Raw genomic sequence first — 22,185 nt, 5'->3', positions numbered from 1 at the left:
ACTCATCCATGACGCTCGAAGAACTCCGGGCCCTGATCACCCGGCACACTCAGGACAGCACCCTCACGCTCCCCGCCGCCGACCTCGGAACCGGGCCCGCCGTCGCACTCATCGGCACCTGGCTCGACGGCACGCTCACCGTCACCGACCTGCAGCGCGAGGACCGCGAGGACAGCGTGATCGTGCACGGCACGCTCACCGTCACCGGCCTCGGCCTCACCGACCAGCCGGTCCACGGGATCGCATTCGGCCTCGACCCCGTCGACCACGAACCCACCCTCTACGTCCCGCTCGTCCTGCCCACGGGCTGGACCTTCGCCACCTCCTTCCCCGCCACCGACGGCACCGACCTGGCCACCCTCGCCTACCCCACACCACCCGCGCTGCTGCTGACCTCGGTGGCCCGGCCCGCCCGCGACGGGTACCCGGCACTGGACCCCGGCCTCACCTTCCACGCCCCGGAAGTCACCGACCCCGGGCAACTCGGCGCCCTCGCCGCGCTGCTCCGGCCCCGGCCCGGAACCCTGTCGCTGACCGGACCGGTTGTACGGCGTCCCGTCAAGGGCCCGGACAGCGAGGTCCGCACCGACATCGCCCTGCGCTCGACGCCCCAGCCGAACGGGGAGTTCTCCGCCTCCTTCTCCCTGTGGGCCGGATCGCGCGGAGAGGGGGCGAACGGCTCCCCGGTCACCTACGGTCTGCGGCTGGCCGCGGACCTGGTTCTGGGGCAGGCGGCCGGGACGACGATCAGCACCCCGCTGCCCTCCGGCGGCGGTGCGCTCATCCTCAGCGCCGACCGGCTACCCGGGCAGCTCGCCCCGGGCGACCTCGCCGCGTGGAAGGGCACCGGCCCCGCGGTCCACCAGCTCGTCGACCAGGAGGGCTTCGCGCTCGGCGACTCGGTCCGCCTCACCGGGATCACCGCCACCATCGACCCCGCAGCGTTCGGCAAGGGCGGGCTGCCGGCAGCGCTGACCCAGGTCACCGCGACCGTCGAGACCATGCCCGGCACCACCTGGCCGATCGTGGGCGACGACCTCGCCCTGACCGGCGTCGGCGCCACCCTGACCGTGACGAAACCGCTCCAGAAGTCCCGCGCGGCGAAGGTCACCGGCCACGGCGACTTCACCGTCGCCGGCGACGTCAGTCTCCACGCAACGGCGGAGGTACCGCCCGGCACGTTCCGCCTCAGCCTCGACGAGAGCACTCCCGCCGAACTGCGCGACGTACTCCGCCACTTCCTGCCGCACGCCGACCTCACCGGCGCCCCCGAGCTGAAGCTGAAGAAGTTCTCCGGCACCGCTACGCCCAAGAAGGGCGCGTACGAGGTCGACGCGTCCGTCACCTCCGAGTGGCACATCGATGTCGGCGCCGCCCGTATCGGCCTCACCGAAGCCGGCCTGAAGCTGGCACGCACCGGCAACGAGGGCACCGGCGGTGACGTCGTGCAGCAGCCGGACGGCGCAGCCGGTGCCGGGAACGGCGGCTCGCGGACCACCGGCACGCTGTCGGCCAAGGCCGAGCTCGGCCCCGCCGAGGGCGGCGGCAACGGCTCCGTCATGAAGTTCGCCGCCGAATGGACGCTCCCCGGTGCCTTCGAGCTCGATGGGGCCTTCCCCGACGTCGACCTGACCGCACTCCTGAAGTCCCTCGCCTGTCAGGCCGATGTGCCCCTGCCCGACGGCCTGCCGCAGGTCCGCCTCCTCCACCCGGCCGTGACCGTACGCCTGGGGAGCGCGCTGTCGGGGCAGCCGGCCGCGGGGAAGAGCTACGAACTGGCGGTCAGCACCACGGCGACGTTCGACGGGGCGCAGCTGACGTTCTTCGGCAAGGCCGCCAAGAAGGCGGAGGGAGGCACCCTCTTCGCCGCCGCGTTATGGCAGCAGGACTGGGTGTGGTCGCCGGGCAAGGTCTCGGACTGGGCACCGGCGCTCGGCTTCCTCGACGGCATCACCTTCGCCAAGTCCGGGCTTGCCGTCAGCTCGGCCGACGGGGTCACCGTCGATGCCGGGGCCAACCCGCCGGACACCCTCCCCGCCACGCTGGACAAGGGCCTCACGTTCTTCACCGAACTGGGGCTGACCGGCCCGCTGGCGCCCTTGAACGAGCTGTTCAAGGACGCCGGCGGCATCCATCTGACGGCCCGTCTCACCACCCCGGTCCAGGATTCCGAGTTCACCGCGTCCATCGCCGAGCAGAAGACCAAGGAAGGCTTCGGCGGCCTCACCCTCGCGTTCCGCCCGGCGAAGCGGGAAGTGTCCCTCCAGACCTCCTGGATCTTCACCGTCCCGGCCGTCGGGTCCGCCCCCGCGACCAAGCTCCAGTTCGTCGCGGGAGGCGCTCTCAAGGGCACCGAGTTCCACCTCTTCCTGGTGCTCAAGCCCGCCGCCGGCGCCGAGGCGGAAGAGACCGCCGGACGGCCCGCGCCGCACCAGCTGGCCTACGCCCTCCGGGCCCCCGGACACACCCTGCTCACCGCCGACCCGGTACCCGGCGCCGACGGCCACCTCCTCCACGACGCCACGCCCCACCAGGCGAGCGAGACCACCGACAACCTGGTGCGCGACACCGCGAGCCGCCTCGCCGGGCTCTCCGGCCCGCCCCCGTCCGACGACCGCCCCACGTGGAGGAACGCCTTCGGCGTCGAGGGCTTCGACGTCCACTACTTCTACCTGCAGATCGGTTACGGGCCGGAAACCGGCCTCACCCTGGGCGCGGGCGGTTCGGTGGTCATCGGCGAGGCCACCCTGGACCTCGACATCGAGGGCGGGTTCAACCCGGAGCCCTTCGTCACCGTCTTCCGCTTCGACCTGGGGACCGTCCACAAGGACAAGGGCATCTCGATCTGGGACATGCTCACCGTCCTTGCCAACCCGCCGGACTGGCTCGCCTTCCTGAAGCAGATCGTGCTCCACAAGCTGGCGATCTGCGTGGTCACCGCGACCGGCGCCTGGACCAACCCGGTGACCCACGAGGAATGGAAGCAGGGCTTCTACGCCAAGGGCGACATCGACTTCTTCGGCAACAACTGGCGCTTCGAGGTCAACGTCAGCGACGACGGCCTCTACGCGTACAGCAACATCGCCCAACCGCTGAAGCTGGCCGACGTCTTCACCCTCTCTGACGCGAGCGGAACCAAGGGTCCCCAGTACCTCCTCGACACCCGGGGCATCCGGAACGGGCGGCTCCCGGCGAAGATCTTCTACCTCTCCGGCCGGCTCGACCTCCTCGGGCTCTCGCGGGTCGCGGTCGAGGCCGAGCTCGGCACCGAGGGCTTCGCCTTCACCGTGGCCGCGGATCTGCTGGACATCCTCCACAGCGACCTGAGCTGCACGCTCAACAGCACCGGACTGCGGGCATCGGCCCACGTCAAGCTGGACTTCGACGTCGACATTCCGCGAGGCGTGGTACTCGGTGGCATCCCGATTCCGGCCGGAAAGCTGGTCGGCATCCATGCCGGGGGAGGCTTCGACCTCACCATCGACGGTAACGGGGTCAAGCTGCACCTGACGGCGAGTTGCGACGCCTACCTGCTCGACGTGCACCTGGTCCAGTTCCACTTCGACGAGCAGTTCACGATCGGCAAGTGGGACGACATCGTCTCCTGGCTCCAGAACCACCCGGAGGAGCTCTTCAAGTCTCTGGGCGAGGGCATCTGGGACGCGCTCAAGGACTGTGCCACGACGACGGCCGCACAGCTCACCTGACACGCCCCCGCGGTGCGCGCCGCCTCCCGCCCGCCCGGTACGAGCCACTGTGCCGGGCGGGTTCCCGCCGTCAGGTGACTGAACGGCCTACCAACGGCTTGCAGGGGGCGGACGGTGAGGATCTGCTGTGCGTGTCCGACGGTTCCGGTCAGGTCGTGCAGGAAGGGGCAGAGCCCAAGCCCCTCGCACAACGAACCCCGCCGGAGCCACTTCAGCCGACGGGGGTTCCTCACGCGTCTCACGGACTGTGTGGCTTTTCGTCGCTGTTTCACCCTTCGGTGACGGCGCTCAGGCGTAGCAGGCGGTCGACCAGTTCGTCGAGGTAGGCGGGGGTGAGCGGGCCCGCTCCGAGCAGGACGCGCAGGTACATCGGGGACAGGATGAGATCGAGTACCTCCAGGGCGTCCGGCGGGTTTTCGCCTCGGTCGCGGGCCCGGTCGAGCATGACCTGTAGCTGGCGGGTGCGCTCGGCGAGGAACGCGTCGCGTGCCTGCAGGCCCGGCTGCCCGGCGTGGGACAGGGAGATGGCCAGGCGCAGTACCGCCATCCCGTCCGGCCCGGCGATGTGGTGGGCGGCGGTGGCCGCGTAGCTGCGCAGATCGCCTTCCAGGCTGCCGGTGTCGGCGGCGGGGAGGGTGGCGGCGAGCCGGGTGAGGGCCACGTCCGAGAGGAGGGCTTCCAGGGTTCCCCAGCGGCGGTAGATGCTCGTATCGGCCACGGACGCGCGGGCGGCGACATCGCCGACGGTGAAGTTCCCGTATCCGCGGTCGCCGACCAGGTCGGTGACCGCCTGATGCACTGCCGCGCGGACGCGGGCAGCACGGCCACCGGGCCGGCGGGCCGGCTGTCGTTCCTTCTCCATACCCCTCACCTTAACGCAGTCGAGACTTGCGTTTGCCGTTTCCACGGCCCTACAGTCCCACTAAACGCAGCCGACAACTGCTTTAGGAGTGTCGATGGAGCCCCTGTTCTTCCCGCACAACTCACATTTCTGGTTCGAGACGCTGCGGTCCTTCGGTCACATCGCCTACGGCGGCGCCGACTTCGGTGAGGTCGTGGTGACCACGGAGCGGATCACCGCCGGCGACCACGACAGCTGGCACGACGAGTGGCTCGCCACCGCCGACCGGGTGGCCGACGAGGGACGTACGGCCCTGGCCGGCGGGCACCGCGTCAGCGCCCGGGACGCCTTCCTGCGGGCGTCGAACTACTACCGAAACGCCGAGTTCTTCCTGCACGGCGACGCCGCAGACCCGCGTATCCGGCACGCATACGACGCGTCGGTGAGGTGCTTTCGCCAGGCCGCCGCGCTGTTCACTCCCGTCATCGAGCCGGTGGAGATCCCCTATGAGGACACCGTGCTGCCGGGGTACCTGTACCGGGCCGACGACTCGGGCGCCGCCCGGCCGACCGTGGTCATGTTCAACGGGTTCGACGGCACGGCCGAGGAAATGCACTTCGGCGCCGCCGCCGCGGCAGCCGAGCGCGGCTACCACGTGCTGTCCTTCGACGGCCCCGGACAGCCGGGCACCCGCCACCACCAGGGCCTATTGTTCCGTCACGACTGGGAGAACGTGGTCGGCCCGGTCCTCGACTACGTCCTGGCCCGCCCCGAAACCGATCCCGGCCGGATCGCCCTGCTGGGCAACAGCATGGGCGGCCTGCTCGCGCCGCGCGCCGCGGCCTTCGATCACCGTCTCGCCGCCGTCATCGCCCTCGACGGCGTCTACGACCTGGGCGACCTGGCCGCCCGTTTCCTGTCCCTCGACCGCGCCGAGGCCGAACAGCGGCTGCGCGCCGACCACAGCCCCGAATTCGAGGCCGCCGTGGAGGCGGCCATGGCCGCCAGCCCCATGACTCGCTGGGTCGCCGACCAGGGCAGGTACGTCATGGGCGGCGACACCTCGCGCGAGCTCCTCGCCACCTTGCTGGGCTATCACCTGCGCGACGGCATCGCCGAGAAGATCACTTGCCCCACCCTGGTCTGCTCGGCCGCCGACGACGTGTTCTTCAAGGGCCAGCCCGAACTGCTCCACGAGCATCTGACCTGCCCGAAGACGCTGCTGGAATTCACCGCCGGACAGGGCGCGGACGCGCACTGCCAGGCCGGCGCCCAGCGCCTGGCCTTCGCCCGTATCTACGACTGGCTGGACGACGTCATGGCCGAAAACGCCTGAGCTCAGCGGGCCGGGGTTCGCGATGGCGTCCAACGCGGCTCTCGCCGAAGTGCAGGCCCACTACTTCTGCCTCAGCGGTCGTCAGACCGGCCGCCTTGCGGAGCTGGCGCAGTTCGTGTCCCAGCCCGATGCGCCTGGCGGTTGGCTGCGGCCTTGCGGCCATGTGTGCGATCCGGCTCTGGCTCCGTCCGTAATACGTCGGAGAGTGCTGAGCTCTGGCCTGCCGCAAGCGGCCAAGCGCCGGAGGCGGGGCCCGGCTGGTGCCAGGTTGCCATCAACCTTGACGAATCCCCGCGCATCGCCGCAGCTCAATGCGCACTGATAACCCATTTGAGTGACATTTAGGTTTTACGCCTCATCTGCGGCCTCCGTATCACCCGAAGGTGCAGCCTGTCGGGCAGGCCGGGAAGCCGGAACGGGCAGCGACCGGGCATTTGACGCGGTGTCCAGCGAACAGGGAGAAGCAGACGAGGTCCTGGTCGCGGAGGTCGAAACCGTCCGTGCACAGCCAGTTGACGGCGGCGTCCATGTAGCGGGTGCTGAAAGCACCAACCCGTCCAGCATCTGGTCGGCCTTCGGGCAGGAAGCGACGGAGCCGGCAGGCGGCCGGGGCGGTGTAGCCGCCGAGGTCCGCGAGGCGGTGCTCAGGCTGGTCGAAGAGGTGAACAGCGTGCGCGCAGGAGTACCGGCACAGCGCGGTCAGTGAACCGCTGAGTCTTGGAGTGCGGCGTTACGAAACCAGCGATGGGTGCCGTGTGACAGGCAAGACCGACTGATCCTCGACGGTTCGCTCCGCCTGGCTGATCTCGGCCCAGACGGCGTCGAGAGACAGGCCGAGGGTGTCGGCGATCGCTGCGATGGTCGGGAAGGCGGGAGTAGCCACACGGCCGGATTCGATCTTCCGCAGAGTTTCCGGCGAGATGTGCGAAGCGAGCGCCACGTCCAGCATCGAGCGGCAGCCCCGGGCTCGGCGGAGCAGGGCGCCAAGGCGCTGTCCGCGTTCTACCTCGGCGGGGGTGAGCGGCAACCTGACCATGACCCCATTCTAATACCGGTACAGTTAGACCGGGATAGTTATTGGACGTACACGAGAGGCCCCCCATGATTGAGATCCTGAACTCCGCGCGGCTTGAGCAGGCGAGGGGCACCGGCGCCCTGGTCGGAGACATCCTGCACACGCTGAAGCAGCGCAGCACGATCGGGACGAATCTGCTGGACATCGACCAGTGGGCCAAGGAAATGATCACCGAGGCGGGAGCACAGTCCTGCTACGTCGACTACGCGCCTTCCTTCGGGCGCGGCCCGTTCGGGCACTACATCTGCACGGCCGTCAACGACGGAGTGCTCCATGGGCGGCCTCACAACTACACGCTGGCGGACGGGGATCTGCTGACTCTCGACCTCGCCGTATCCAGGGGCGGGGTGGCCGCGGACGCCGCGATCAGCTTTCTGGTAGGCAAGGCCAGGCCGGCGAAGAGCGTCGCGATGATCGATACGACCGAACGTGCACTCGCCGCCGGCATCGCCGCCGCCAAGCCCGGGGCGCGCATCGGCGACCTCTCCCACGCCATCGGCACGGTCCTCAGCGAGGCGGGCTACCCGATCAACACCGAGTTCGGAGGCCACGGCATCGGCTCGACCATGCACCAGGACCCACACATCGCGAACACCGGACGGCCCGGCCGCGGATACAAGCTGCGCCCCGGACTGCTGCTCGCCCTGGAGCCCTGGGTCATGGCCGACACCGCCACACTCGTCACCGACGCCGACGGTTGGACGCTGCGCAGCGCGACGGGCTGCCGGACCGCGCACAGCGAGCACACCATCGCCATCACCGACAACGGAGCCGAAATTCTCACCCTGCCCCCGCAGGCACGACCGTAAGGGAGCCCACACCGCTGCCGCGTCAGCAGACCCGGCTGCCAGGCGCGGCCGGGTCTCAACTGTCCCCGGCCGCCTCGAACCGGGAGGTCACCATGTCCGAGCTGATCGCCGCTTGCACACCGAACAGCCACCCGCACGATGGTGAGTTCCTGACTGCCATCAACCTTCCGGACGGGGAGAGCCTCCAGGAGGTGGCGGCCCGCCCGCCGCTGTCCGCCGACGCGGGCTTTGCCCTCGCCCGATCTCGCCTCCTCCGGCTCGGCCGGCTGCGAGTGGCTGCGACACCGTGAGCACCACGACATCACCAGGACGACTTGGTGACCCCCGGGAGGAACCAGTGTGCGCCTGCTCCCGCATGCGCACCCGGGACATGCCCAATCGTGCCGGTTGAACTGTCCCGGCACCGCTGGAGGCCTACCGGCAGCTGCTCCAGCCCGAGGGGAAGGACATCTTCTACCTCACGGGCGACCAGATCTCGCCACCCCGGCCGGCAGGAGGGCGTCATGATGTCCGCCCACTACGTCACCCAGCAGATGCTGGGCATCCAGCCGCTCAGCGCACCCGAAGAGGTCGCCGTACCGGACTCGGTGGCACTGACCCAGGGCCTGTTCTGACAAGCGGGACACGGCATCGACCGTGGCGACCCGCCCCACCACGCCGCCCCTCCCCGGCAGTGCCGGGGAGGGGCGGGTGCCGGACAGCGGTCCGCGCCGGCTCGGCCGATTCCCGACCTGAGTAACCCGGTCGGCGGAGAGCTGAGGCACCATGGTGCTCACACGGGCTCACGCTCATTAACGGGGAGAAGTCACACATGGCGAGATTACATGTGCTCTGCAGACGTATCTGCACGCCCTTACGGCCCCCAGGAGCGCCGCCGCAGTCGAAGCACGCATTGGGCGGCATTTCCGGGTCGATATGAAGAGCACCGATGCGGTGGGCCGACGGCGGACGCGCTTACACGGTCTGCTCCCGGTCTCCCGGTCCGACCTGGCAATAGCGTGGGCCATCACGGCAGTTGAAGTGGTCCAGGCCCTCTTCGTCCGGGACGGTTGGCGGTCGGTCCTCCGCCCCTCGCCGGAACTCCTCTTCCCTCCGGTCCTGTTGGGGTTGGCTTTCCTGGTCCTGCTCACGCTGATCCGGAAGGCCCGCAGGGACATGCCGGCCGAGCGGGCGTGCCAGTCCCGGCGGGAGCGCGCTTTGCTGGCCGAGCGCGTCCGGGTGGCGGAGCGGGCCCGGCTCCACAGCGAACTGCACGATGCGGTGGGCCACCAGGTGAGCCGCATGGTGCTGGCCGCCGGAGTGCTGGAGGTGACGGCCGAGCAGGGCGCGGAGACGGTCCGCGCCCAGGCCCGCACGATCGGCGCCACCGGCCGGCTGGCCCTCCACGAGATGCACCACTTGGTGACGAGGCCGGGCCAGGACGGCCTCGCCTGGGCGCCGCCGTCGGCCGCCGCCGGCATCGAGCAGCTGGTGGAACACGCTCGGGCGCTGGGCCGCCGGGTCGCCGTGCGCATGACCGCCGACGTCGACGCCCTGCCGGAAGGCGTGCGGCACTCCCTGTACCGGCTGATCCGTGAGTCGCTCACCAATGTGTTCAAGCACGCGCCCGGCGCGGACATCGCGATCCGTGTGACGCACCGATACGGCTGGGTGGTGGTGGAGGTCGTCAACACGGCCGCCGGATGCCGGGGTTCCGGAATGCCGGGCAGCGGAAGGGGGCTGGTCGGGCTCGCGGAAAGGATTCGTCAGGAAGGCGGCGTCCTCACGGCGGGACGCCTGGCGGGCGGCGACTTCCGGGTCACTGCGTCGATACCCGTCGACGGGGACGGTGTGTGGGGTCGCGGGGCCGCGGGAGGTGTCCGGGGCCACGCGGAGCCGGATGTGCGGCAGCCGGCGCGGGGCCCGCTGGAGGTCCTGTCGTGATCAGGGTTCTGGTGGCGGACGACGACCAGTTCGTCCGGCAGGGGCTGACCACCATTCTCGAGACCGGTACGGACGTCCACGTCGTGGCCCAGGCGGAGGACGGGCGCGAGGCCGTCGAGGCCGCCCGCCGCTTCGCGCCCGATGTCGCGCTGCTCGACGTCCGGATGCCGCGCGTCGACGGCCTGCGAGCGGCCTGGGAGATGCGGACGCTGCCCAGCCCGCCGCGCGTCGTCATCCTGACCAGCTTCGGCGAGGACGAATACATCGCCGAGGCCGTGCGGGCCGGGGCTGCCGGGTTCCTGACGAAGGACACCCCGCCGGGCGGGCTCATCGAGGCGGTGCGCACCGTCGCGTCGGGGCACGGCATGCTCTCGCCCGCCGTGACCGGCCGGGTGCTCAGCGCGCTCCGGCGGCGGTCGGGGGCGGTCACGGCGGAGCTGCGGGAACAGCTGGCGTCGCTGACCCCGCGGGAGCGGACCGTGCTGGTGCTCCTCGCGACGGGGCTGCCCAACACGGGGATCGGAACCCAGCTGGACATGACCGAGGCCACCGTCAAGGGACATGTCACCCGCATCCTGGCCAAGCTCGGCGCGGCCAATCGCGTACAGGCGGCGCTGCTGGCGGACCGCGCCGGACTGGCCGAATGAGTCCTGGTGAACGCACCTCCGGGCGGTCCGGGGCCGGCGGGACGCCGGATCACCGCTGCCGCCTGGCGGCGTGCCACGCCCACAGCAGTTGCACGGCGCCGACGGCGGACAGCCAGAGCACTCCGCCGGCTCCCAGCGCCCCGCGGCCGGCGGTCAGGACGAGGTCCGGGACGGTCAGCAGCAATGCCCCCAAGGGACCGCGCAGATACCAGGCCGCCATCTGGAGCGGCGCCGTGTTCCCGAACGGGGTTTCCACACCGATCGCCACATGGGGCGGCATGGCCCCACGGTAGGCGCTCACCAAGGCCGCCCCCACCATCGTCGGCACACAGAGCGGCAGCGCCGGCAGGCCGGGGTGCCACAGCCCGGCGGCCGCGCAGCCGGCGAGCCCCGCCATGGCCCCGGTGAGCAGCAGGCCCGCCGGGACGGCGGCGTGCCACAGCCCCAGTGAGCCCGGGGAACAGGGGAGGTTGGCCGACCTCCGGGGATCGTCGCTGTCCACTCGGGCGGGCTCCGCCAGCTGGGCCGCGGCCAGATACATCGCGCCGAGGGCGCCCGTTGCGCTGAGGATCTGCAGGCGCAGCGACGGCCCGTCCATGGTCGCGGTGAGCACGACCGCGGCGGCCAGCAGCACGGCGGCCCACGCCGGCCGCCCCGGTGCCCTCAGCAGTCCCGTCGCATCGCGCCACGGAATCACCAGCCACCGGGCGCGTGGTGCGGGCAGTCGCAGGACGGGGCGGGACCGGTGGCGGTGCGTGCCCTGGACGGAGAACTTGGCCTGGCGCAGCTCCAGCGAGAAGAGCGACGCCGTCACCTGGGAGACGACCAGAGCCCGTCGGCGCAGCGACTCCCCCGGGATCAGCGCCACCGAACGCCCGGCCTTCCGTACCCCCAAAAGGATCACGGCCACCAGCAGCGCGGAGGCGACAGGCCAGCCAGGGGCCGTCCCGCCCACCGCCGCCAGCAGCGGCTGGCCGGCCCAGCCCCACGGGCCGGACCAGACCAGGACGGCGCCGAACCAGGCCGGCAGGTCCTGGAAGAAGGAGAGCACCGACAGCCCGAGCAGACCGGCCGATGCCGTCCAGCCGAGTGCGAACAGACGCCGGCCGATGCCGGCCACGGCGCTGTCGTGCCGCTCGACGAGGACACCGGCCGCCGCCGAGCCGAGCCCGGCCGCGCTGCCCGCCCAGGCGCCGGCGGCCGTCGCGGCCGGCCAGGAGCCGTCCGTTCCGGTCGCCAGCAGGAAGCCCGCGACGGCTCCGGCAACGGCGCCCGCCAGCGTGGCGAGGACGACGGAGGCCACGAAGCGGGGCATGAGCAGGGAGCGCCGAAGGATCGGCTGCGGCACGGCCCAGAACGCCGTCGGCAGGTCGACCAGGACAGGCCCCCGCCACGCGGCATCCCGCAGGGTGAGGAAGAGGACGATCGCAAGGACGCTCGGCAGCGTCACCGGCAGCGCCGTCAGCAGCGGTTCCGCGAAGGCGCTGTGACCGCGGCTCGCCCGCGACGCGTTCGCGGCGGCCAGCAGGTACGGGGTGCCCAGCAGGGCGGCGACGACCAGCACCCCGTAGAGCATCACCGCGTTGCCGCGTCGCTGCGCCCGCTGCCGGGCCTGTGTGGCACCGCGCAGATATCCCAGCGCCTCGGCGGTGGATCCGCGGAAGGCGGCCGGAGCCGACGCCTCACCGGGCACGGCCGGCCTCCGCCCAGTCGTGCTCCCCGCCGTCCACGGGCACTCCCGATTCGAGGACGAGGACGCGGTCGGCGACCTGCTCGGCGAGCTGCGCGTTGTGCGTGGCCATCAGGACGGCCGTCCCCCGTTCCTTGTGCGACACCAGACGGTCCGCCAGCCCGGCCCGCGCGCGTGAGTCCAGCCGCTGCTCCGGCTCGTCCAGGAGAAGGAGGTCGTGGGGTCGTACGAAAGCCGAGGCGAGGAGCAGCAGTTGGCTCTGTCCCGAGGAGAGCGAGGCCGGCAGGGCCGTCGCGTGATCGGTCAGATGGTGGTCCGCCAGGGCCTGGTCCACGGCGTCGTCGGCGGCCGCGCCGAGACCGTGGGCCAGGGCGACGAAGACCACGTGCTCGCGCACCGTCAGGTCGGGGTAGTAGGCGGCCGGGTCGAGTACGGAGGAGATCCGGGCGCGGGTGGCCGGATCGTCCTCACGGAGGGGAGCGCCGTCGAAGAGCACCTCGCCCTCGACGGCGGTCTCCCGGCCGGCGGCCAGCCGTAACAGCGTCGATTTCCCGCATCCGTTGTGGCCCACCAGCGCCACACATGCGCCGGGTTCCAGGTGCAGGGAGACCGAGCGCAGCACCTCCCGGTCCCCGTAGCGATGGCCGACGTCCTCCAGACGGAGCAGAGCAGCGGCGCCTGTCTTGTGCATCAACGGCTTCACACCTTCGGATAGCGCGGCATCGATGTCCTTGCCGCCCCCATTCTGGCCGCCGCCCGTTCGGCCGGCGGCCCCTACTCCCGTCGCCGGCCGACCACGACCAAAGTCGGGGACGAGGCCCTTCGAGGTCTTGCCATTCTGGGGTGCGAGACGCTTCCAGCCGACAAGGAGTCCCCGTGCGCACCACGTTCGACCCGGTGGCGCTCCGGGACGCCCCCGGAGTGAACGAGTTCCTTGGCCGGATCGGCCTGGGCGAACTCGCCGACCCGGATGTGGCCTCCCTCATCGGGCGCAACGACAACTGGGCGGGCGTCACGTCCAGGGGCGTCGCCGTGTTCGTCAAGCGGGTGCTGGGCGGCGCCGGAACCGCGAAGCGCCAGATCAGGCGCTCCCTCGCCTTCGAGGCGACGGTCGGGCGGGTGGGCCGGGAGGAACTGCTGACCCCCACGGTGCTCGGCCACGGCGAAGCCGCCCCGCTCATCGTGACGGAGCTGCTGACGGACGCCGTCAACGGGACGGAGCTGGCGGAGCGGGGCACGTTCGAGGAGGACCTGTCCCATCGCGCCGGGCGGGCCGTCGGGCTGCTGCACGGTGCACCCACCGAAGGCGCGGCGCCCGCCCTCGACACCTCGGCCCCCGCGCTGCCCAACGTCGCCTGGTGCGACGCGCTGCCCCTGCCGCTGTTCCTGAACCTCAGCTTCGCCGAGGTGAGTCTGTGGAACATCGTCCACGCCGACCGCGAACTGTGCGCGGCGCTCGCGAGGCTGCGTCGGTGGGAGTCGGCCGCCGAGCGGCGCCCCGTCCACTGCGATCTGCGACTGGACCAGTTCCTGCTGGCCGGCGGCCTGCTCCACCTCATCGACGGTGAGGAGTTCCGGCTGGCCGACCCGGCGCGTGACGTGGGGAGTTTCGCCGGCGAGTGGCTGCACCGAGCGCTCGGCGGACTCGCCGGTGGGCGCACGGAGCACGGCCGGATCGACCGCGGCCCGTCACACGAGGAACTGGTGGCGACGGGAACGCGGGAACTCGCCCGCTTGCAGCCCCGCATCGCGGAGTTCTGGACCGGCTACCGCAGCGCGCGGGCAGCGGTCGACAGCGGGCTGGCGGTCCGCGCCACGGCCTTCGCCGGTTGGCATCTCATCGACCGTGCACTGGGCGCGGCGGAGCAGAGCTCCCGGTTGTCCGCGGCGACCCGGGCGGCGATGGGAGTCGGCCGGACTGCGCTGGTGCACCCCGAGAAATTCGTCAGGACGCTGGGTCTGGGGGACGGTCCATGACAGCCACGACCGAGCGGATATGCCGTCGGTTGCATCCGGTCCTGCGGGATGCCGTCGTCGCCGAGGACGGTCTGACCGTCGAGTTCGGCGGTCGGACGGTCCGGGGGGAATCGCTGCGGGAGTGCACGGGCGAACTGGCGAACCTGCTGTACGAACACCTCCACGCCGGGCTGCCGTCCGAGGACGGCCCGCTCCCGAAGCGGCTGCGCGACCCGGCCACCGAGGCGGCCCTGGCGGCCGCGGTCCCCCACGGGACGACGCATTACCCGGCCGCGGCGGTGAGGGCGGCCGGCGGACACCTCGTGGCGGAGATCGACGGGGTGCGGGTGACCGTTCCGTCCTCGGCCGTGGACCCGGCCGAGGACGTGCTCCGGCTGCCCGCCGCCCGTCCCGCCCTGTCCCCCGGCTTCTTCCTGGTCGACGGCTCGCGGGGACGGCCGTCCAGGGGGCCGCTGCTCCGCGTCTACGTCCATATCGCGGAGGCGCGGTATGCCACCGGGATCTGGCGCTCGGTGCTGGCCCGGATGGAGGCGGCGGCCGTCCCGTACCGGGCAAAGGTCATCTCCTCCCCTCGGCTCCTGCCGCGCCGGGACTCCCTCGTCGTCTACCTGGGCAGCGATGCCTGGCCCGCACTGGATGCGCTGGTCGAGGAGCTGTCAGGGGCACCCGGACTGGCGCCGGGTGTCTCGCCGTTCGCGAAGCTGCTGGCTCCGGGGGTCGCCGCCGGCTGGGAGCCGCACGACCGGAGGCCTGGGCACGCCGGGCTGAGCTTCGGCCAGCATCGGGCGCTGGCCCTCGCGGAGGGCCTGCTGGCGTCCCGGCGGGAGCCCGCGGGCGCACGGCGCCACGCGTATGTCGCCGAGGCACTCACGGCCGCCGGAACAGACCCACTCGAAATCTCCCGGAACATCGATTCACCTGAACTCTCATACGGAAAAGGCGGGGTGTGACTCATGGCACGGCGCCCGGTGCTGCCACCGCAGGAGAAGGCAAAGATCGTGCTCTCCGTGCTGTCGAAAGAACGCACGGCGGCAGAGGCGGCACAGCTCTCCCAAGTGTCCGAACAATCCATAGCCAATTGGCGAAGACAGTTCATCGACAGCGGCACGGAGGGGCTGGCGGGCAGCGAAAAGACGTCTGCGCCGCCCTCCCAGCAGGAGCAGAAACTCCGCCATGAAGTGCGGAATCTGAAGGTCGCACTCGGTGAGGCATACGTCGAGCTGATGACGTGGCGACGGGTCGGGAGTCATCGCGGAATCCCTTCCCGGACCTCGAGTTGATACGTCAAGAGCTGGGGATCCCCATCTCGAGGTTCTGTCTGGTCCTCGACATCCCGCGTCGCACATATACCTGGCGCCTCCAGCGACTGAAGAAGGTGGAAAATCGTGGTTGAGAGAGCCGCGGGAAAACTCTCCCTCATGTATCCCGCACAGCCGGACGCCATTGGTCCGGCCGTCGAATTCGCGCGTTTCGCCCGGGAGACATGCTTCACGCGGCTGTGGTTCGGCCAGTCGCTGCGGCTGGACTCCCACCTGACCATGGCAGCCCTCACCGCCCATGTCCCCGGCCTGCCGCTGGGCACGAGCATCGCGCTGGCACCGCTGCGCCACCCTTACCAGGCTGCGGTCGAGGCCAGGACCCTGAGCGCCTTGTCCGGGGCGGGCCTCGTCGCCGGCTACGGGCCGGGGTCGGTGGAGTTCCAGAAATCGTTCCTCGGTGAGGCCTTCGACCGGCCGCTGAAGGCCATGGGCGAATACCTCTCCGTGGTCCGCAGGCTCCTCGACGGCGAGACCGTGGAGCACGAGGGCGAGCAGTACCGGCTCACGGCCCGCCTCCCGCGCCTCGCTGCCCCGCGCCCCGAGGTCGGGCTGGGCGTGCTGCGCCCCGGCATGGCGAGGACCGCAGGCCGTTTCGCCGACGTCGCCATCACCTGGCTCACCCCACCCCATTACGTCGCGGAGCAACTGCGTCCCGCGATGGAGGCGGGCGCCGCCGAACGCGGGCGGAAGGCTCCCAGGGTGGCCACTGTCGTGCACGCGGCGGTGAGCCGGCCCGGCCGCAACCCCGCTCAGGCGGCGTACACGGCGGTGGGCGCGCATCTGTCCACCGACCACTACACGGACATGCTGCGGCGCGCCGGGGTCGAGGCCGACCCCGGCGAGCCAATGAAGGGCGCGGAGGCCCTCGTGGAGTCGGAGGTCTTCCTCACCGGAACCCCGGACGACATCGCCACCGCACTGCGCCGGTTCCACCACGCCGGGGTGGACGAGGTGATCCTCAACCTCTCCGGTGTCCACTTCACGGAAGGCGAGGCCGCCGCCCACCGCGACCTGCGCGATATCGCGGGTGCCGGAGGTCTCGGATGACCGGCGGCCGCCGGGGCGCGGAGCTGCCGCCGTTCGCGGCCCGCAGGCTCCTGTACGTCGGCACCGGTGCCCTCAGCGTCGCGCACGCGCCGTTCTGGATGAAGTGGCTACGCACCGGATACCCGGACCTGGAGCTCCGCGTCGTCGTCACCCGCAGCGCGGAGCGCTTCGTGACCCGCGGAGCCCTGGCTCCCGTCGTGGGCCGGGACATCCTCGTCGACCGCTGGCCCGACGGGCCGACGGCCACGGCGCTCCACGTCGAACTGGCCGAGTGGGCGGACACGGTGATCGTCAATCCGGCGAGCATGAACTTCCTCGCCAGGTTCGCCCTCGGTAGCGCCGACACCCCGGTGCTGCTCGCGCTGCAATGCACCACCGCACCCGTGGTCGTCGCTCCGGCGCTGCCGCCGGGCGGGGTGGAATCCGTGGCCTACCGGCGGCACTGCCGGGCGCTCGCCGAGCACCGCAACGTCGTCGTGGTACCGCCGATGCCCGGTCTGAGCACCACCACCGGCCGGATGGACGCGACCGTCGCCGCTCCGCTGCCGGAGCTGGTGGAGGCCGCGGAGGCCCTCCGGAACGGCGGAGGGGCACCGTGACCGCTCCCACGGGCACCCCCGAGGGCACGGTGCGGGCCGCCTTCGCCACCGGGTATCTCGCCACCAGGATCGCTGCCGTCGGCCCGGAAGGCGGCGAGCCGTACGTCTGGGTGCGGTTCCCCGGCCCGCGGCGCCCTCGGCCGTTCTCCCCCGTGACGCCCGCGATCCGCGAGGCGGTGGCAGGGCTGTCCGGTGGACCGGTCGTGCTGAACCTCGGCGTGCCGGCCGGGGCAGGACGCAGTTACCCGGCCGGCGCGGACCGGTCGGCGGGACATGTCCTCGCGGGTGGACCCGACAACGCCGGGTGGCACGGGCTGAGTCAACTGATGTATGGGGTAGGGCAGTTGCTGCACCGGTTGCACACTGCTCTGCCCAAGGCATGGGCCGCCCGGGAGCCCGCCGGGGCCGCGCGGCTCTCGCTCTGGCTGGACGGCGAGAAGGGGCCGGGAGCCGGGCCCGCCCTCCACACCGCGGCGCGCGCACGGCTCGGCCCGGAGCGCTGGGAGCGCGCGCGGACATGGTGCGAGGAGGCCGTCCCGGACCGGGCCAACGCGGTGTTCCTGTGCGGCGGGGTGAGCATGGGCTCACTGATTCCGGCGGCCGTGGGCGGGGCCGGGGCACCAGGCCACGGCACGCTGCTGGCCGGCGAGGAATTCGCCGCCGGCCCGCCCGAGTACGACATCGGCTGGCTCCTCGGCGAGCTGGCCGAGTTCAGGCTGCGGCATCTCACCGCACGCCCCGAGGCGTCGTCGCACTGCGCCCACGCCGTACGGCAGTTCCTGGCCGGATACGGAACCGGCTCCTTCGACGCCGCGCGGGCGGGCCGGATGGCGGCGCTGCGCGTGCTCACCCACGCGCACGACTTCGCCGCGTACGTCGGATGGGCCGATGACCTCCGCCACCACCTGGACCTCGCCGCAGACCTGATCGACACCGAGGGCGCCGCCGCGCTGTGCGCGGACGGACACCCGATGACCCCGAGGACGACATGAGTATTGATCACGCCCACTACGACGAGAAGCTGGCCGGGGTCTACGACCAGATGTATCCGGTCACGGCCGACACCGAGCAGGCCGTGGCGCTGATCGCGGACCTCGCCCCGCCCGGCGGCCGGGTGCTCGAACTCGGCGTGGGGACGGGGCGTATCGCCCTGCCGCTCGCCGAGCGCGGCTTCGAGGTGCACGGGATCGACGGCTCCGAGGCCATGCTGGCCAAGCTCAAGGAGCAGGACGCCAAGGGTGCCGTGTCCACCGTGCTGGGTGATTTCACCGAGCGGAGCACAGGGCTGCGCTTCGATGTCATCACGGTGGTGATGAACACCTTCTTCTCCGCCATCACCCAGGAGCAGCAGCTCGGCTGCCTGCGGAACGCCGCCGATCAGCTGGCGCCCGGCGGCCGCTTCATCCTCGAAGCGTTCGACCCCGCCGTCTACCACACCATGGAGAAACAGGAACTCTCCATGCAGCCACTCGGCGAGAACGGCGTCCTGCTGAACACCCTGACGGTGGACCGCTCCCAGCAGATCATGCTCGGTACGCACACCATCCTCGACGGCGGACCGCCGGAGACCAAGCGCCATCTGCTCCGGTACGCCTTCCCCTTCGAGCTGGACCTGCTGGCCAAGCTCTCCGGCCTACGCCTGGTGGAACGCTGGGAGGACTGGACGAGGCAGCCCTACACCTTCCGCAGCACGCGCCATGTCTCCGTCTACGAGGCCGACACAGGAGAGAGCGCCGGCAGCACCCCGTGCACCGGCTGACGCTGCACAACGGCCTCCGGACCGTCCTCGACCCCAGACCGTCCGCTCTCGTGACCGAGATCGCCGTCCACTACCACGTGGGGTACAGGTCGGAGCCCGCGGGCCGTTCCGGATTCGCCCATCTCTTCGAGCACTTGATGTTCCAGGGCAGCGAGAACGTCGGCAGGGCGGACCACCACCGGATCGTCAACGCGAGCGGTGGCGTCGCCAATGCGGCCACCCACCCCGACCACACCGAGTACTTCCAGGCCGTCCCGCCGCGGGCTCTGGAGCGGGTCCTCTTCCTCGAGGCCGACCGGATGCGGGGGCCCCGGCTGACCGAGGAGAGCCTGCGGACGCAGATCGAGGTCATCAAGGAGGAGATCCGGCTCAACGTCACCAACAAGCCGTACGGCGGCTTCCCCTGGCCCCTTCTGCCGCAGGTCCTCTACCGGGAGTTCGCCAATGCCCACGACGGATACGGCCACTTCGCCGACCTGGAGCGGGCGACCGTGGAGGAGGCGGAGGACTTCTTCGCCGCGCACTACGCCCCGGGCAACGCCGTTCTGACGCTCACCGGCCGGTTCGATCCGGAGCGGGTCGCAGCCCTGGTCGACCGCCACTTCGGCGATCTGCCGGGGCGACCGGGTGCGGCGCGGCCCCGGCAGACGGAGCCCGCACCGGAGACGGACCGGCACGGCACGCACCACGACCCCTTCGCCCCGCTCCCGGCGGTCGCTGTCGGCTACCGGCTGCCCGACCCGGCGGCCGAACAGCGGGCCTACCTGGCGCACGTACTGCTGGCCCGGCTGCTCGGGCACCGGCTGCGCGGGGCCCTGGTCGACGGTTCGGGTGCCGCGGCATCGGTCCGCACCCACTGCGGTTTCTTCGGCCCGTTCCAGGCCCACTTCCCGGACACCTTCGGCGTCTCGGTGACGCACCGTCAGCCGTACTCCGTGGAGCAGGTCCTCGACGCCGTCGACCGGGAACTGGAGGAGCTGGCGGGACGGGGCCCCGATCCGGGACACCTGCGACAGGCGGGCGCGCGGGCGAACCGGGAGATCCTCCGTGCGCATGACACCCTGCTGACCCGGGTCCGCAACGCCGGGGCGTACGAAGTCCTGCACGGACGGGCCGAACTCGTCGACGAGTTCTCCGGACTACTGCTCACCCTCGACTCCCTGGATATCTCCCGAGCCGCCGAGCACCTCGCAGGGCAGCGCCGGGGCGTCCTCACCCTCGTCCCCGGAGGGCTCCGATGAATCCGCCGCGTACGCCACGCGTACTCCCCGCCCTCGGTCCCGACGAGCACTTCCCGATGCCCCCCTGGTCGGACACGGTCCTCGGCGACGGGCTCCGGGTGGTGGCCGTCAAGGCTCCCTCGGTCCCCCTGGTGGAAGTCAGATTACGGACACCTCTGCCCACGGGCCCGAACCATCCGCCGGCCCTCCGAGAGGTGCTCGCCCGCGCTCTCCTGCACGGGCGCGCACCGGCCTGGCCGGGCGCCGCTCTCACCGCCGGACTCGACAGCACCGGCCTCACCCTCTCCGGTACGACGTCGGCCGCAGGCCTTCTCCCACTGTTGGAGAGCCTGGCCACCGCCCTGACACCACGTCGGTACGACGACGACGTATGCCGGGCGGCAGTCCGGAGAGTGGCGGCGCACAGCGCACTCACGCGTGTCCAGCCGGCAACACACGCGCGAGAGGCACTGCTCGCCCACGCATACGGGGACGCGTTCCACCGCCTCCTGCCGTCCGATGAAGACCTCGCCGCTGTGACCGCCGGGCGCCTGACGGCCCTCCACTCCCAACTCATGGGGACAGAGGGCGCCACGCTCGTCCTGGTGGGGGATCTCGCCCCGGAAGCGGCGATCCGGAACCTGCCGGCGGAGCTTTCGCAGTGGCCCTCCCCGGCGCACGCCGACACCAGCCCTGCGCGCACGCCGACAATCACCGGAAAAGGCATCGCGTCCGTCCCCCGCCCCGGGGCCGTCCAGTCCCAGATCCTGCTGGCGGCCCCCGCCTTCGGTCAGTCCGACCCCCGGTTCCCCGCCCTCAGCCTGGCAGGCTGCGCCCTGGGGGGATCGTTCTCATCACGGCTGGCGCTCGGCATCAGGGAAACGCGGGGAATCGCCTATCGCACCTCGGCCACCCTCGACGAACACCGCGGCAACACGTTCCTCCTCGTCCAGGCCGACACGGCCACCCGCGCCACCGGCGCCGCACTCCGCGAGATCCAGACGGAACTGGGGAGATTCGCGGCCGATCCGCCGTCGTCCACGGAAATTCACGCCGCCCGCGAATTCATCATCGGCGCGACCGCCGCCGGCGCGGCGTCCCAGGCAGGCATGGCGGAGTTTCTCCTCACCTCCATGGCGAGTGGTTTCGGCCCGGAATGGCTGCACGGCCATGTGGCGGCCCTCAGAGACGTCACCCGCACCGACGTCGTGAACGTGGCGCAGGAGTTCTACGCCCCCGCCCGCTTCACCGGCGTCGTCATCGGGGCCGAGCAGTCTGCTGACTTGGCCGCCTCATGCGGTTGAGATGCACCTCCCGTCACCCGGAGCGACATCGGGACGCACCGCTCACCCACCCGGAGATCACCACCACAGGAAAGAGCCCCGGTGCGTTCTGCTCGCACCGGGGCCCGCCTGCACCGTGCCGGTCAGCAGCTCCAGGCGATGGTGCTGGTAACCACGACCGACGGCGTGTTCGCCGGCGCCTGGTCACCCATGTCCGCGTCGAGCTCCTCCGCCGTCGCGTAGGTCGAGTAGCCGGCGATCAGGTTCTCGGCGTCATCCATGAATACGTTCTCAGAAGCCATAACAATTCCTCCCCCTGTTGTACGCGGCAATGCCTTTCACTGCCGCGTCCTTTCTACCTGGCGAAACAACCGGAAAGCCATAAGAAAAATAATGTTGCTCAGTCTTGGGAGGTCGCAAAGTTGAGAAACCTGAGGCCGGTGCACTCCGGAGAGCCACACACGGCAGAAAGCCGAGGGCCAACGGCCTTCCCGGCGGGATTCCGGAATCACTACTGCGGTGGAACTCATGGCGGGTGGGCCCCGGCTCGTCGTAGCTCATCATGATCCGCCGGTACGGAGGCGCAGTCGTGTCCCTCACCCTCTCCGGGCAAGATCGTCCGGAGCTGACGAAGGTCATCGAGGAGATCGTCGGCTCCGGCTCGCCACGGGGAGCCGGGGACGCGGGTGGTTGCCGGACCGGCCGTGACCAGGCGGGTGGCCTCGATCCCGTCCATGCCGGGCATCCGGATGTCCATGACCACGACGTCGGGACTGGCATCCCTGACGAGTCGGACGGCCTCGGCGCCGGTGGCGGCTTCACCGACGACCTCCAGGTCGGGGTAGTCGGCCATGATCACACGTAGGCCGGACCGCACCAACGGCTGGCCGTCGGCGAGCACCACCCGGACGGTCATCGGGCCTCCACCGGAACTCCGATGGGCGCGGGCAGCG

At 71.1% G+C, this 22,185-nt stretch carries 21 protein-coding genes and 1 pseudogene; 16 read left to right on the top strand and 6 right to left on the bottom strand.

Features of this window, described 5'->3' with window-relative positions:
- The first annotated feature begins 8 nt into the window (after positions 1-8).
- Positions 9-3,707, top strand: coding sequence for a hypothetical protein (locus ABR737_RS36415; protein ID WP_350255418.1), 3,699 nt, complete (start codon positions 9-11; stop codon positions 3,705-3,707).
- A 268-nt stretch (positions 3,708-3,975) separates the two neighbouring features.
- On the opposite strand, the gene ABR737_RS36410 is transcribed toward ABR737_RS36415, so the two are convergent.
- Positions 3,976-4,569, bottom strand: a complete 594-nt coding sequence (locus tag ABR737_RS36410) for a TetR/AcrR family transcriptional regulator (protein ID WP_350255417.1) — start codon at positions 4,567-4,569, stop codon at positions 3,976-3,978.
- Between the two features lie 94 nt (positions 4,570-4,663).
- On the opposite strand from ABR737_RS36410, the gene ABR737_RS36405 reads away from it, so the two are divergent.
- Entirely contained in the window at positions 4,664-5,884 is a 1,221-nt protein-coding gene (locus ABR737_RS36405) for an alpha/beta hydrolase family protein (RefSeq protein WP_350255415.1), read from the top strand.
- Positions 5,885-6,326: 442 nt separating this feature from the next.
- Positions 6,327-6,590, top strand: coding sequence for a hypothetical protein (locus ABR737_RS36395; protein WP_350255413.1), 264 nt, complete (start codon positions 6,327-6,329; stop codon positions 6,588-6,590).
- A gap of 24 nt (positions 6,591-6,614) precedes the next feature.
- Here ABR737_RS36395 and ABR737_RS36390 read toward each other — a convergent pair whose 3' ends face one another.
- Positions 6,615-6,920 carry a helix-turn-helix domain-containing protein gene (locus ABR737_RS36390; protein ID WP_010983415.1) on the bottom strand — a complete coding sequence of 102 codons (306 nt, stop codon included), beginning with the start codon at positions 6,918-6,920 and terminating at the stop codon, positions 6,615-6,617.
- A gap of 65 nt (positions 6,921-6,985) precedes the next feature.
- Between ABR737_RS36390 and map the strand changes: the two genes are divergently transcribed.
- The 4 genes from map to ABR737_RS36370 all read left to right on the top strand — a co-directional run bounded on the left by map (position 6,986) and on the right by ABR737_RS36370 (position 10,338).
- Positions 6,986-7,768, top strand: coding sequence for a type I methionyl aminopeptidase (gene map, locus ABR737_RS36385; RefSeq protein ID WP_350255411.1), 783 nt, complete (start codon positions 6,986-6,988; stop codon positions 7,766-7,768).
- Between the two features lie 92 nt (positions 7,769-7,860).
- Entirely contained in the window at positions 7,861-8,058 is a 198-nt protein-coding gene (locus tag ABR737_RS36380) for a hypothetical protein (RefSeq protein WP_350255409.1), read from the top strand.
- A 625-nt stretch (positions 8,059-8,683) separates the two neighbouring features.
- Positions 8,684-9,691 (top strand): sensor histidine kinase, encoded by a 1,008-nt coding sequence (locus tag ABR737_RS36375; protein ID WP_350255408.1) that lies wholly within the window; start codon positions 8,684-8,686, stop codon positions 9,689-9,691.
- Entirely contained in the window at positions 9,688-10,338 is a 651-nt protein-coding gene (locus tag ABR737_RS36370; protein WP_350255407.1) for a response regulator, read from the top strand. The genes ABR737_RS36375 and ABR737_RS36370 overlap by 4 nt, the downstream gene beginning before the upstream one ends.
- Positions 10,339-10,387: 49 nt before the next feature.
- On the opposite strand, the gene ABR737_RS36365 is transcribed toward ABR737_RS36370, so the two are convergent.
- Together ABR737_RS36365 and ABR737_RS36360 are read right to left on the bottom strand one after the other, a co-directional pair.
- Positions 10,388-12,031: a DUF6297 family protein gene (locus tag ABR737_RS36365; RefSeq protein WP_350255406.1), complete on the bottom strand. Its 1,644-nt coding sequence runs from the start codon at positions 12,029-12,031 to the stop codon at positions 10,388-10,390.
- Positions 12,021-12,719: an ABC transporter ATP-binding protein gene (locus tag ABR737_RS36360; protein WP_350255405.1), complete on the bottom strand. Its 699-nt coding sequence runs from the start codon at positions 12,717-12,719 to the stop codon at positions 12,021-12,023. Before ABR737_RS36360 ends, ABR737_RS36365 begins: the two co-directional genes overlap by 11 nt.
- A 185-nt stretch (positions 12,720-12,904) precedes the next feature.
- Here ABR737_RS36360 and lxmK point away from each other — a divergent pair, with 185 nt between their 5' ends.
- The 9 genes from lxmK to ABR737_RS36315 all read left to right on the top strand — a co-directional run bounded on the left by lxmK (position 12,905) and on the right by ABR737_RS36315 (position 21,253).
- Entirely contained in the window at positions 12,905-14,005 is a 1,101-nt protein-coding gene (gene lxmK, locus ABR737_RS36355) for a class V lanthionine synthetase subunit LxmK (protein WP_350255403.1), read from the top strand.
- Entirely contained in the window at positions 14,002-14,955 is a 954-nt protein-coding gene (locus tag ABR737_RS36350; RefSeq protein WP_350255401.1) for a T3SS effector HopA1 family protein, read from the top strand. The genes lxmK and ABR737_RS36350 overlap by 4 nt, the downstream gene beginning before the upstream one ends.
- Before the next feature lie 3 nt (positions 14,956-14,958).
- The gene (locus ABR737_RS36345; protein WP_350255399.1) at positions 14,959-15,285 is read left to right on the top strand and encodes a helix-turn-helix domain-containing protein; all 327 of its coding nucleotides are present in this window, start codon (positions 14,959-14,961) and stop codon (positions 15,283-15,285) included.
- Positions 15,286-15,423: 138 nt separating this feature from the next.
- Positions 15,424-16,371, top strand: a complete 948-nt coding sequence (locus ABR737_RS36340) for an LLM class flavin-dependent oxidoreductase (protein WP_350255397.1) — start codon at positions 15,424-15,426, stop codon at positions 16,369-16,371.
- Entirely contained in the window at positions 16,368-16,970 is a 603-nt protein-coding gene (locus tag ABR737_RS36335; protein WP_350255396.1) for a flavoprotein, read from the top strand. Before ABR737_RS36340 ends, ABR737_RS36335 begins: the two co-directional genes overlap by 4 nt.
- Positions 16,967-17,962 (top strand): hypothetical protein, encoded by a 996-nt coding sequence (locus tag ABR737_RS36330; protein ID WP_350255395.1) that lies wholly within the window; start codon positions 16,967-16,969, stop codon positions 17,960-17,962. The genes ABR737_RS36335 and ABR737_RS36330 overlap by 4 nt, the downstream gene beginning before the upstream one ends.
- Positions 17,959-18,729, top strand: coding sequence for a class I SAM-dependent methyltransferase (locus tag ABR737_RS36325; protein WP_350255393.1), 771 nt, complete (start codon positions 17,959-17,961; stop codon positions 18,727-18,729). Before ABR737_RS36330 ends, ABR737_RS36325 begins: the two co-directional genes overlap by 4 nt.
- Positions 18,717-19,970: a M16 family metallopeptidase gene (locus ABR737_RS36320; protein ID WP_350255392.1), complete on the top strand. Its 1,254-nt coding sequence runs from the start codon at positions 18,717-18,719 to the stop codon at positions 19,968-19,970. Before ABR737_RS36325 ends, ABR737_RS36320 begins: the two co-directional genes overlap by 13 nt.
- Entirely contained in the window at positions 19,967-21,253 is a 1,287-nt protein-coding gene (locus tag ABR737_RS36315; RefSeq protein WP_350255390.1) for a M16 family metallopeptidase, read from the top strand. The genes ABR737_RS36320 and ABR737_RS36315 overlap by 4 nt, the downstream gene beginning before the upstream one ends.
- 122 nt (positions 21,254-21,375) lie before the next feature.
- Here the strand turns inward: ABR737_RS36315 and ABR737_RS36310 are convergent, their stop codons facing one another.
- Positions 21,376-21,534, bottom strand: a complete 159-nt coding sequence (locus tag ABR737_RS36310) for an LxmA leader domain family RiPP (RefSeq protein WP_350255389.1) — start codon at positions 21,532-21,534, stop codon at positions 21,376-21,378.
- 377 nt (positions 21,535-21,911) lie between these two features.
- Positions 21,912-22,148, bottom strand: a pseudogene (locus ABR737_RS36305) (response regulator); the annotation flags it as partial.
- Positions 22,149-22,185: the final 37 nt, after the last annotated feature.

Origin of the sequence: Streptomyces sp. Edi2, from assembly GCF_040253635.1 — a bacterium.
Taxonomy (GTDB): domain Bacteria; phylum Actinomycetota; class Actinomycetes; order Streptomycetales; family Streptomycetaceae; genus Streptomyces.
Note: the sequence above shows the minus strand (reverse complement) of the source record. Positions and strands in the feature narration are given on the sequence as shown.

What these genes read in the sequence shown, in the direction of transcription:
- ABR737_RS36415 (WP_350255418.1), top strand. Translation starts at nt 9, where the DNA reads ATGACGCTCGAAGAACTCCGGGCCCTGATCACCCGGCACACTCAGGAC.
- ABR737_RS36410 (WP_350255417.1), bottom strand. Translation starts at nt 4,569, where the DNA reads ATGGAGAAGGAACGACAGCCGGCCCGCCGGCCCGGTGGCCGTGCTGCC.
- ABR737_RS36405 (WP_350255415.1), top strand. Translation starts at nt 4,664, where the DNA reads ATGGAGCCCCTGTTCTTCCCGCACAACTCACATTTCTGGTTCGAGACG.
- ABR737_RS36390 (WP_010983415.1), bottom strand. Translation starts at nt 6,920, where the DNA reads ATGGTCAGGTTGCCGCTCACCCCCGCCGAGGTAGAACGCGGACAGCGC.
- map (WP_350255411.1), top strand. Translation starts at nt 6,986, where the DNA reads ATGATTGAGATCCTGAACTCCGCGCGGCTTGAGCAGGCGAGGGGCACC.
- ABR737_RS36380 (WP_350255409.1), top strand. Translation starts at nt 7,861, where the DNA reads ATGTCCGAGCTGATCGCCGCTTGCACACCGAACAGCCACCCGCACGAT.
- ABR737_RS36375 (WP_350255408.1), top strand. Translation starts at nt 8,684, where the DNA reads ATGAAGAGCACCGATGCGGTGGGCCGACGGCGGACGCGCTTACACGGT.
- ABR737_RS36360 (WP_350255405.1), bottom strand. Translation starts at nt 12,719, where the DNA reads ATGCACAAGACAGGCGCCGCTGCTCTGCTCCGTCTGGAGGACGTCGGC.
- ABR737_RS36350 (WP_350255401.1), top strand. Translation starts at nt 14,002, where the DNA reads ATGACAGCCACGACCGAGCGGATATGCCGTCGGTTGCATCCGGTCCTG.
- ABR737_RS36345 (WP_350255399.1), top strand. Translation starts at nt 14,959, where the DNA reads ATGGCACGGCGCCCGGTGCTGCCACCGCAGGAGAAGGCAAAGATCGTG.
- ABR737_RS36340 (WP_350255397.1), top strand. Translation starts at nt 15,424, where the DNA reads ATGTATCCCGCACAGCCGGACGCCATTGGTCCGGCCGTCGAATTCGCG.
- ABR737_RS36335 (WP_350255396.1), top strand. Translation starts at nt 16,368, where the DNA reads ATGACCGGCGGCCGCCGGGGCGCGGAGCTGCCGCCGTTCGCGGCCCGC.
- ABR737_RS36325 (WP_350255393.1), top strand. Translation starts at nt 17,959, where the DNA reads ATGAGTATTGATCACGCCCACTACGACGAGAAGCTGGCCGGGGTCTAC.
- ABR737_RS36315 (WP_350255390.1), top strand. Translation starts at nt 19,967, where the DNA reads ATGAATCCGCCGCGTACGCCACGCGTACTCCCCGCCCTCGGTCCCGAC.
- ABR737_RS36310 (WP_350255389.1), bottom strand. Translation starts at nt 21,534, where the DNA reads ATGGCTTCTGAGAACGTATTCATGGATGACGCCGAGAACCTGATCGCC.